Origin of the sequence: Scytonema sp. HK-05, assembly GCF_963872035.1 — a bacterium.
GTDB lineage: Bacteria > Cyanobacteriota > Cyanobacteriia > Cyanobacteriales > Nostocaceae > Kalymmatonema.
The window spans coordinates 127,518-137,159 of sequence record NZ_CAWMYC010000068.1 but is presented as its reverse complement, the minus strand read 5'-3'; the positions used below and the strand labels follow the sequence as shown (position 1 = coordinate 137,159).

Annotated in this window: 8 protein-coding genes and 1 pseudogene; 3 read left to right on the top strand and 6 right to left on the bottom strand. The window is 43.9% G+C overall.

The window, feature by feature from the left end:
* Positions 1 to 390 precede the first annotated feature (390 nt).
* The gene (locus AACT52_RS10270) at positions 391 to 1,047 is read right to left on the bottom strand and encodes a DUF3386 domain-containing protein (RefSeq protein ID WP_073630631.1); all 657 of its coding nucleotides are present in this window, start codon (positions 1,045 to 1,047) and stop codon (positions 391 to 393) included.
* A 106-nt stretch (positions 1,048 to 1,153) separates the two neighbouring features.
* Between AACT52_RS10270 and AACT52_RS10265 the strand changes: the two genes are divergently transcribed.
* Positions 1,154 to 1,834 carry a helix-turn-helix transcriptional regulator gene (locus AACT52_RS10265; RefSeq protein WP_073630629.1) on the top strand — a complete coding sequence of 227 codons (681 nt, stop codon included), beginning with the start codon at positions 1,154 to 1,156 and terminating at the stop codon, positions 1,832 to 1,834.
* Between the two features lie 21 nt (positions 1,835 to 1,855).
* Here the strand turns inward: AACT52_RS10265 and AACT52_RS10260 are convergent, their stop codons facing one another.
* The 5 genes and pseudogenes from AACT52_RS10260 to AACT52_RS10240 all read right to left on the bottom strand — a co-directional run bounded on the left by AACT52_RS10260 (position 1,856) and on the right by AACT52_RS10240 (position 7,675).
* Entirely contained in the window at positions 1,856 to 3,493 is a 1,638-nt protein-coding gene (locus tag AACT52_RS10260; protein WP_339374977.1) for an EF-hand domain-containing protein, read from the bottom strand.
* A 79-nt stretch (positions 3,494 to 3,572) separates the two neighbouring features.
* Positions 3,573 to 3,869, bottom strand: a pseudogene (locus AACT52_RS10255) (phosphoglycerate mutase family protein); the annotation flags it as partial.
* A gap of 521 nt (positions 3,870 to 4,390) precedes the next feature.
* Positions 4,391 to 6,319, bottom strand: a complete 1,929-nt coding sequence (locus AACT52_RS10250) for an alpha-amylase family glycosyl hydrolase (protein ID WP_073630627.1) — start codon at positions 6,317 to 6,319, stop codon at positions 4,391 to 4,393.
* 676 nt (positions 6,320 to 6,995) lie between these two features.
* Positions 6,996 to 7,439 carry a putative toxin-antitoxin system toxin component, PIN family gene (locus AACT52_RS10245; protein WP_073630625.1) on the bottom strand — a complete coding sequence of 148 codons (444 nt, stop codon included), beginning with the start codon at positions 7,437 to 7,439 and terminating at the stop codon, positions 6,996 to 6,998.
* On the bottom strand, positions 7,436 to 7,675 hold the full coding sequence (locus AACT52_RS10240) for a hypothetical protein (protein ID WP_073630623.1): 240 nt from the start codon (positions 7,673 to 7,675) through the stop codon (positions 7,436 to 7,438). The genes AACT52_RS10245 and AACT52_RS10240 overlap by 4 nt, the downstream gene beginning before the upstream one ends.
* Before the next feature lie 490 nt (positions 7,676 to 8,165).
* Between AACT52_RS10240 and AACT52_RS10235 the strand changes: the two genes are divergently transcribed.
* Positions 8,166 to 8,663: a hypothetical protein gene (locus AACT52_RS10235; RefSeq protein ID WP_073630621.1), complete on the top strand. Its 498-nt coding sequence runs from the start codon at positions 8,166 to 8,168 to the stop codon at positions 8,661 to 8,663.
* 23 nt (positions 8,664 to 8,686) lie between these two features.
* On the top strand, positions 8,687 to 9,628 hold the full coding sequence (locus AACT52_RS10230) for a GUN4 domain-containing protein (protein WP_073630620.1): 942 nt from the start codon (positions 8,687 to 8,689) through the stop codon (positions 9,626 to 9,628).
* Positions 9,629 to 9,642: the final 14 nt, after the last annotated feature.

Below are 9,642 nucleotides of genomic sequence, written 5' to 3'. Positions count from 1 at the left end.
TCGCTATCCATCCCCACCGCACAGGCGGATGGGGAATTTCGCGAAAGACGTTAAACAATTTTTCTAATCAAAAAATCCCTAAAAACAAATTTAACTATGAAGCTTTGAAAACTGTCCTCAGAACCAGACAATTTCCGGAACCTTAGAGAAAAAACCAGTAGTCTTATACCTAGAAGAACTTCAAAAACAAAAGGGATTAAACAATGTTCACTAACGTGGCTTTGATTGCTTTCGTAATTTTCTCTGCGCCTGTTATCTGCCGTGCAACAGAAGTCAAAAACACCAGAAGAACTAAGTGAATATTAATCTAATATATAGCAATCTTAAATCATTCCTGAACAACAAGATTCCCGACTTCTTTAAGAAGTCGGGAATCTGATCCATCTGCAATTAAGCAGCAATAGGTTCCAACAACTGAATGTTGGAAAAGATAATTTCTTGAATGGATGTTTTTCCTTCTGTTTCGGTGCGAATTTCTCGGCGATTTAGGATGAAGTAATTGCCTACCTTTTCGTACTCGTCTGTAAATTCGCTTCTTCCGCCCTTTTGTTCGCCCGTTTTTGGATCGTGGTAAACAGAGTCATATTGATGAGACAGGTAGCCTTCTCCTGTATCGTGACTGCTGAAGGTGTCAATCGTCACAACAACATTGTGGATATGACGGTGGACGTGGCTCACTTCATTGTTACGGACTTTGTAGCGATCGCCTTCGGACTTACCGCCTAAAAGAATCTCAACGGCACCAGTTTCATCAGTTGCACCATAGCGAAATGTATTCGCGCCGTGGGTTTCTTCAAAAGAGCGACGGATGCGGTGAATCGCAATCTCCCATGCTTGATTGTTAATGAACTGCTTCGCTTCCTCGTCTTCTACCTCAAAAACTTCCGCCTTGAGATTCGCGTTGACACGAATTTTGCCTGTAAACACCTGCTCATCCTGTTTATAGGTGACATCTGCGGTGTAACCAGGGAAGTTTTTCTCCCAAGTGTAACGGTTTTCGTATGCAGCACGAAAAAGTTCTTGAGCAGAAACTTGTGTTGCTGTCATTGTTTCTCCTATCGTCACCTGTTAAGTTAGCTTTTTACCTTTGCTGCTATTAGCATAGAAGTAATTGTGAAGTTTCGCATAGACCCCAAGTGGGTACACTTATGGTATGGTTCATTCTCTTCAAACTGTATTTCATGAAATAGCTTCTGTCAGCAATGAGCAAGAACTACGACTAGCTGTGACAGATACAGTGGGGGAGTATTTTGGCGTGCAGCGTTGGGGTATTCATTTGCTGGATGAGCCGTTCCCCCCAGAGGTTGATGTTCAGGCTGTTCCAGGTGTGTGTATGGAAAGCAACCCTGTTGGGCGCTTCGTCGTTGAACGTCATGCTCCTGTTCACGAGCAATTGGTGTTACCAACAGGAGACTGGAAGCATTTTTGCTCGCGCCATGACCATGAACACGTCATGAGTGGACCAATTGTTTGTGATGGTCGTCTTGTGGGAACGCTTAACCTCGCCCGTGAGCATGGTACTGCGGCTTTTAATGTGAACGATCTCGCTGACATGAGTGCTTTATGCCTTCATGTTTCCGCAAAACTCGCCACCTTACGCGCGAAACCAAAAACATCCCTCTGTCCGTTAGCAAGTCGTCTGACTCCCCGTGAATTAGAAATTGCTGAGTTGGTGGCGCGGGGGTTAACGAATGCGGAAATTGGCGAAAAGCTTTGGATCACACACAATTCTGTCAAGCAAGCGCTCAAACGGATGTTCCGCAAGCTAGATGTTTCAGCGCGTGCTGAGATGGTAGCCAAGCTGCAGGATAGTTTGGTATCAGTTATCAGTTAAGGTTTACCCTGCCTCGCTTTCTTATGTTGTTACCGGGGAAGCTGCAGCAGAGACAACGTTAAGATTAGCAACTAACCCGTAGGTTGATACATAATCTCCTAACTCTTGCAAATCAACCGTCCCACTTTTATCGGTGTCAAGAGTGGCGAAAAGATAATCAGTTACGTACCTCCTGACATCTTCAGAGCTACGTTCACCTGTTGTCATATCTTCTATTCGACCTAAAAGCTCCATAATCTCGTCTTTATCGAGTGCATTGCTTGCATCTGTATCCAATTGACGGAAAAGTTTTCTCACATCTTCTGTATTCATTCTCGAAGAACGCAGTGTTTCTCGCAATAATTCATTACCAAATGAATTCATAAACAATATCTGCTCGACGAGTGGTATGCAGAAGAACCCCAGTGCTGCCCAAAAAATTGCATATCTTACAGCTGACGGATTTGCAGTTGCACTAACTCCAAGGAAAAGAGCTGCCCAAAGGAAAAAGTTTGGATTAACTAGCAGGATATAAGCATCCCTCGCTTCTGCCTTAATAAGCTGCTTGCGTGTAAACACTGAAGTTAATACGGCAAAGACGCGCATTAAGATAAAGACTAATGTTGCCACTGCCAATTGTTGCAGACAAGCTAGGGAACGGTTTGCATCCGTTGAGGAAAATAAATCGCCCAGAAATGTTGATGGAGTAAACTGAAACCCAGTTGCCAAAGCCATTAATGCGACAGCAAGCACTCCAATAAATTTCCAGTTCTTACTGTGGTGATTTGATTCAACAGGAGATTTGTCACGCCAAAATTGAGCTAAAGCTCCCGGTATTGCCAAACCAACAATTAGAATGACACCGAAAAATATCAGGCTTGAACTGTTAATTGGTAATTGTTTTGCCAAGCCAAATGTCACAATCAATGCAACTGGAGCGATAATTGATAATGTCCTTGATAAGATAGCCGACGGATAAAGATTACCGCCCCAGAGTACCGATAAAACTGGGGAAGTAAGAGCGGGTGGAACCATCCAAAAAAGCACCCACATAACTTTGTACAAATCCCCCGGACCTTGATACAAAATTCCCGAAAATATTAAAGCTAGCCCAACTACCCATCTCACCAACATCCACGCATAGACTATATACTTCACAGTTGAAGTTACTTTGCGTTTACTGGCTGCAAAGTCAATGTCTAGGTAGGTATAAAACGTTGAAGCCGCGAGACAGACAACGATTATCGCTCGAAATAGCTCTGAGGGAATTCCGACCGAGGAGGCGCTTATTGCCCTAAGGGAGCATCCCAGTAAGAAAGCAGCAGCATACAGCAAAATTGCCCACATAATTGACAGATCGTTGATCTGTTTACGCACCGAAGCTGCACCGCCAGATTCCTTGTCGCGAAACTTGACTAGCTCTTCACCACTGAGAGCTTTACCGTTAGGGAGTTTCAAATGTTTATAAGCCTGCGGTGGTAAATCACTTAAATAAAGTGCTAGAGGCTCCAATACATATTGGTGGCACACTACTAAAACAGTTTCGCCCCGTTTTAAGTGCGGTACAACCCGCTCTTCGTAGAAAGAAGCAGCGCGTCCGTAAACTTGTGCAATCTTCTCGCCAGCCGGAGGTGCAACGCCAGTGGGAATGCAACATTTCCTCGAAGCCTTCGTAGCCAAGGGCAAGACGTAGTAGATTCAGGTTACGACCCGCAAAAATGCCAAAGGATTTCTCGCTAATCCGATGGTCGATTTCAACAGGAATATCCGGTGACTTCAGCGCCTGACTTTCAGCAAGGGCGATTTCACAAGTTTGCCGCGCCCGTCTCATGTGAGAGACATATACTGCATCAAACTTCACACCTTTTTTCTTAATGTCAACACCTGCACGGCGTGCCTGCAACCTACCAAATGCCGTGAGGTCAACATCCAGTACCCCGGCAAAAATGTTACGTTCATTGCTGGTACTTTCACCATGCCGAATAAAATAGGCACGTCCTGGATAATCATCCTTTTGTGCAACAGACGCGCTGGTAAAATTATTAGTTTTTACCACTATTTTTTAATATCTTAAATATAAGTATCATTAACATAATAAGGTTAACTAACCTATTTTTCAATGGCTTGTTCAGAAAATTTTTTTACAAGTATAGTAACGATTTAATGACTTTTAAAAAGTAACGAAACACTTAACTACGGCTATCGGATAACCGATAGCTTTGCTGTACTAGGCGCTATGTCTTCAAAGCGGACTGCAAAGAAAACAATACGTTGGCGTCTGATTTTTGCAGGTAATTTGCTTTCTATTTTTGGGGTTAATTTATGGTGTTATACCGTTTCTTGTTTTCTTGGAAGAATTTATTCTCTGGAAGTCCCATTAATGTAAACAATCCTTGTTTTCCCAACCAGACAAGGACTGAAGGTGGTATCGACCTACCTCCTGTAAATTTACGAGCCGTAAAGCTCACTTCAGGAATATAGATGATCTGAGCAAAACAGATTTCTCTGATGAGGAGAATTCAGAATTCAGGAGTCAGAAAACATAATATTCTGACTCCTGACTCCTGACTTTTCTTGTTAAGATTCGCGTCCAGGTGCCCAAGTATCACGCCATTTCACGGTACCTTCTTTGGCAATCACCCAGCGGCGATTCATCAGATTTTCGCGCAAAGGCGATCGCCCTTCTCGCAACATAGCGTATTTATAACTAATCAACTTGCCAGCACTTTCATCAAACGGAATCTCAGCAAACCATGTATTAGAGTTGATGTACTCCAGAGGATATCCCTTGCCAATATCCCAGTTACCTAATTCCGGACAATCTCCAATAACGACGATAGTTTCACCCAGTTGAGTTTGTACACCATTCAGTTGGACTCGCACAATCGTTTGCCCTTTCACCCGTTCTCCAACACGGCTTAAGACGATCACACCTCGCTCTTCGAGTTGTAAGTCGTAAATTTTACCATCTTTTACTTCATACTTGTTGCGAGTCATTACACACGTGTGTTCGCCATCAGGCAGTTCTGTTTCTACCTCTGGTATGGTGACTGCTTCGCCTCTATTCAGTAATACAAAGCACAGAGAGTCACGATAGCGACGTACGTAAGAGTAAACATCGGGCGTGATGTATTTTTGCCATTGGCTACCCATCGAAATCGCTGGATTGAGTCGCCGTAAGCCAGAAAGTAGCCTGATGTAACGATAAATTTCACTATCCGTATCCCATTTATCCATCATTGGACGGTTGTATGGGTCATTTCCACCATTAGTGTCATCGTGGAGATACTGTTCTGTACCATAATAGATGCAAGGAATACCACGAGAAGTCATAATCAGGGTAATTGCCACTTTCAGTATCGCTGGATCAGAGTTCAGCGATTGGAAACGGGGCATATCGTGGTTGTCAAGAAAGGTAATTAACTCTGTCGCTCCGTTGTAGCGATAATCTTGGTCAAAAATCTCTTGAATGAGATGAAATCCACCTTCTGCACCTTGTGCCAAAGCTTCCCTAATGGCAACGCACAGCCCAAAGTCTAACATCGTCATGCCAGAATTATTGGCAAATTCTACAGAGCGATCGTCTAAGGGATGGCTGAAAATCCATTCACCAAAAATAAACACATCTGGCTTGTGATTATACATATCACCGTTGAATTCTTGCCAAAACCAGATGGGCATATGCTTAACAGTGTCCACCCGCAGTGCATCCACACCCCGGTCTAGCCATTGTTTAATTGCCGATTTGATATAATTACGATATTCAATGTTGTTCTCGTTAAACGTTGCAAGACCGGAAAGTTCACAGTTTTGCACTTGCCATTCGTTTTCCCAGTCTTGCACTTCGCCATAGTGGTGATACCAGTGCTGCTCATCATCGTTAAAGTCAGCAATTTTCACTCCATCGTCGTATAATTCACCTTTGGTACCACTAATATCAGGTGAACTGTGGTTGCAGACAATATCCAGCACCAGCTTCATTTTGCGCTCGTGCAGTTCGGCAATTAACCTATCAAATGTGGTATCTCTTGTTTCCTGAGTTTTGTTTAAAGAAGGCTCTTCGCCGTTAGCAATGAAGCGAGGATTAATCCGCTTAAAGTCCTTTGTCCAATAGCCATGCATCGCTGCATTGCCCACAAACAAATCTTCAATTTGCTCAAACAGAGGAGTTAACCAAATTGCAGTCACTCCCATGCTTTTGAGATAGTCTAACTTGTCGATGACGCCTTGCAAGTCTCCGCCCCAGTACTTACCCCAATCTTGTCGAGTTGGATCATACAGTTCTGCATTTTCACCTTCACTGTTTGAGCGATCGCCATCATAAAAGCGATCGACCACAATAAAATAGAGAGTTTCCTGACGAAATTCAATATCTCTGGTGTAAAGAAACTCTAGGTCAATTTCTGTCTCTGATGGTGGAGTTTCTATAATGGCAGCGACTTCTGCCTCTGCATCTTCTACCTTGTATTGATCTTCGGAAAACAGCGATGGAGGAGTATTTACCATATGAGGATGAAAATTTTTACGCAACTAAGGTTTGCAGATTAATTAGCAATCTACTTCTAAGTAGTATGTGTAACTACAAATTCTGGTATTATCTAATCTTTCTTAAGAAAGAGGTATCTATCCCTGGCTAGTTTCTAAATATCCCTATATTTATATATCTGTAGATAGAGGATAAAGCAAAGAGAATAGAATGTTAGTCTGTCAATAAATTAGTAAGCCCTCAGATTCCCGACAACTTTTACGAAGTCGGGAATCTTGTTGTTCAAAAATGATTTAGGCTTGCGATAGAATTGATGCCTGTTTTTGGCAGAGTCAAAGGAGGGCGAATTCTATAGCAGTTCTCCATTGGGTGCAATACAGGTTGTTTGTAGGCGGCAAAGGCTTTGCCCATACGTGTCAACAATCACGTTCAAACCGTTTATTCCACGTTGGTTTTACCCCACCCCCAACCCCTCCCCTTGGCAAGGGGAGGGGCGGTTTTGGCGCAAGACAAAACCGGGGTGGGGTGAAGCGAGAATTGTGTGCCTCGTTCCCAGCCTCAGGCTGGGAATGCCTATTAGGAGGCTCTGCCTGCCTTAACAGCGTTACTAGCCGCTTCAAGGGCATTTCCAGGTGGAACCTGGAAAGATATCTATGATGATATTGGATTCCTCTATTTCGTCAAACTCATTCTCGATTACGCGAACGGTGAGTGATCCAGATATTCCAGGAAAGAATTAACACCCAGCAACCGGATGCCATAAGTTGCCATTATCGTCTTCAACGCATCATCACCACGTAAATCATCATCCCCAGACACAATAATCTCTGCTTCGCCATCAATCGCCGTAGCCAGCACAGGTAAATCTTTGGGATCTCGACAATTAGGAGGAACCGTTTTCAACTCAACCCATATTGCTCGATGCTGCAACTGCTGTTCAAGGCGGATAGCTTGATTTGGATCAATTCGTTCTCTTAAGCGGGGGCGATTCCAAACTAGATGGAGTTCTTCCATTAGGGGTTGGCTCATCACCAACTGGAATTTGTCCTCATTAAATGCTTCTAAAACAGGCAATGTAACTCGCCCTCTCAATAAAATCCGAATCCAAATGTTAGTGTCGATGACCACTCGAAACGTCATGCTTGGTGAGATTGCTGGCGTACAGCCTTAATTTCAGCCATGATCTCATCGTCTGTAATGTCATCAACCGGGGGTTGGGCATAAAGTTCTTGAATTAAAGCCGTCAAATCTGAACGTAAACCCACTTCAACCAAAGCTCTAGCAACCTGCGCCCGCTCCTCTGGTTGCAACTGTTGCACAGCGGTAATGAGTTGTTCCAGGGTGATAGGAATTGATATCATGCTCGTAGCCATCATTGAGCTTCTTAAATTGTAGCCGACCTTTTCTCCTCTCAATTTGTCCTCTTAAAATGGGGAGAGTAAAATGTCAAACACTTTGGCGATAAGCCGGAGGACTTCGGCGTGAGCGCTCAGTCGAACGCTTGACGCTCCGCGTATCGCATAACTAGCAACTTGGGTGACTAGTGCGACAATTTGGTGAAATGGATAAATGAATGCGACGCGCGTATCAGCCGGAATTCACGGCTAGCAGGCTGTATGTAATTATGAAATTATTAAACTAAATTACAGATTTTCCTACAACCGCTCAAGTATGCCAAGCGGACGATTACAGGACTTACGCAAAGTCGAGAATGTCATACTGAGCGAAACGGAGTGTAGCGAAGTATCAAGGGAGTTCTTCGTTTCGCTAGCGCTACACTCAGAATGACAGTTTTTCGTTAAAATGCGTAAGTTCTGGATTATTAAAACCTAAAAGCTGCGACTCTATACTAGTGACAACAAACTTATGCCTAAAATAGACCCCGCCAAGTTTAAAAAAGTCTCTGTCAGCCTTCCCTTTGGCATCGGTTCAGCTGAATGGGAAGCCGATCCAACAGAGCGTCGGGCTGCATGGTCGTTGTATGTTGAACTTGTTACCCGTATTGCTGTTCAACCTTTGGAAGTTGACGAAGGACTGTTGCGTGAGGCGCTGACATCTTTATACAGTCTTTTTGGCATAACACGGGAAGTCCTCAAACAAGCTGGACCAGATGTTGGTGCATCGCGCGAGTCAGTTGGAGGCATTGCTATAGCGGTGCTGAATAATGGTTTGCGCCCTTTTCTTGCTAAATGGCATCCACGGTTGCAGACATGGGAAGCACAGCGTCCTCCTCACCTGAGTTCTAAAGAGCATGAGCGCAATTGGTCTGAGGAAGGGAATTTGCGGGATGAGTTGGAAGCGTTGAGAAGGGATTTGGAACAATATGCTAATGCTCTGGCAACTATTGCTGGTGTAGACAAGTAGTAGAAAAAAGCTGAGGTATGACGATGTCTCAATATAAAGTGTTTCTTTGCCACAATAGTAAGGACAAGCCACAGGTAAGAGAAATTAGGGATCAGCTAGAGCAGCAAGGTATTGAAACCTGGATGGATGAGCAAGATATCAAGGGGTTTGACGATTGGAAGAAAAAGATAAAAGAAAATCTTTCTCAGATGAATGCTGTAGCTGTACTCCTTGGTTCCTCAGGGTTTGGAGAGTGGCAAAAGTATGAAATAATATACACTGAGCAAGAAATAAATCGGCGCGAACAGAACAAACTCCTCCCGCTTCGCGCAGGATTGGTTATACTAAAGAGCTGCCAACAAACATTTCAAAAAATTCGAGATAGGCACTACGACACACCATATGGGTGGTTATTTATTAACCCTCACATGGTTGATTTGCGCGCATCTAAAGCTCCAATGAAACAACTAATTGAAGCCATAACAGAACAGCGCTGGCACGTAGACTACACGCGGCTGGAAAATTTACTAAAAGCAGGACAGTGGAAAGAAGCGGATCAGGAAACTCTTGCTGTCATGCTCAAGACAGCTGGTAGAGAAAAAGAAGGCTGGCTGGATATCGAATCCATCCAAAACTTTCCCCGTAAAGACCTCCACACAATTGACCAACTTTGGGTAGAATACAGTGATGGGCACTTTGGCTTTAGTGTGCAAAAGCGCATTTCGGAAAGTGTGGGTAAAGACTACGAAAAGTTTGGCGATCGCGTGGGCTGGGGTAAAGGAATGTGGTTGAACAAAAAATGGCTAGATTACAATGAAATAATCTTCTCCCTGGATGCCCCCGAAGGACATCTCCCCGTGGGCGTTGTCTATGGGTCGGGGTCGTGGTTCTGGGGGTTAGACGCTACTTTAGGGGTTCATGTCGTGCCGTTTCTTCAGCGGCTTATCGTGTTTTTGTTTAATCTCTTGTCGCGTCCAGACTTGTAAAGTGTAACATATAA

What these genes read in the sequence shown, in the direction of transcription:
- AACT52_RS10270 (WP_073630631.1), bottom strand. Translation starts at nt 1,047, where the DNA reads ATGACAGCAACACAAGTTTCTGCTCAAGAACTTTTTCGTGCTGCATAC.
- AACT52_RS10265 (WP_073630629.1), top strand. Translation starts at nt 1,154, where the DNA reads ATGGTTCATTCTCTTCAAACTGTATTTCATGAAATAGCTTCTGTCAGC.
- AACT52_RS10250 (WP_073630627.1), bottom strand. Translation starts at nt 6,319, where the DNA reads ATGGTAAATACTCCTCCATCGCTGTTTTCCGAAGATCAATACAAGGTA.
- AACT52_RS10245 (WP_073630625.1), bottom strand. Translation starts at nt 7,439, where the DNA reads ATGACGTTTCGAGTGGTCATCGACACTAACATTTGGATTCGGATTTTA.
- AACT52_RS10240 (WP_073630623.1), bottom strand. Translation starts at nt 7,675, where the DNA reads ATGATGGCTACGAGCATGATATCAATTCCTATCACCCTGGAACAACTC.
- AACT52_RS10235 (WP_073630621.1), top strand. Translation starts at nt 8,166, where the DNA reads ATGCCTAAAATAGACCCCGCCAAGTTTAAAAAAGTCTCTGTCAGCCTT.
- AACT52_RS10230 (WP_073630620.1), top strand. Translation starts at nt 8,687, where the DNA reads ATGTCTCAATATAAAGTGTTTCTTTGCCACAATAGTAAGGACAAGCCA.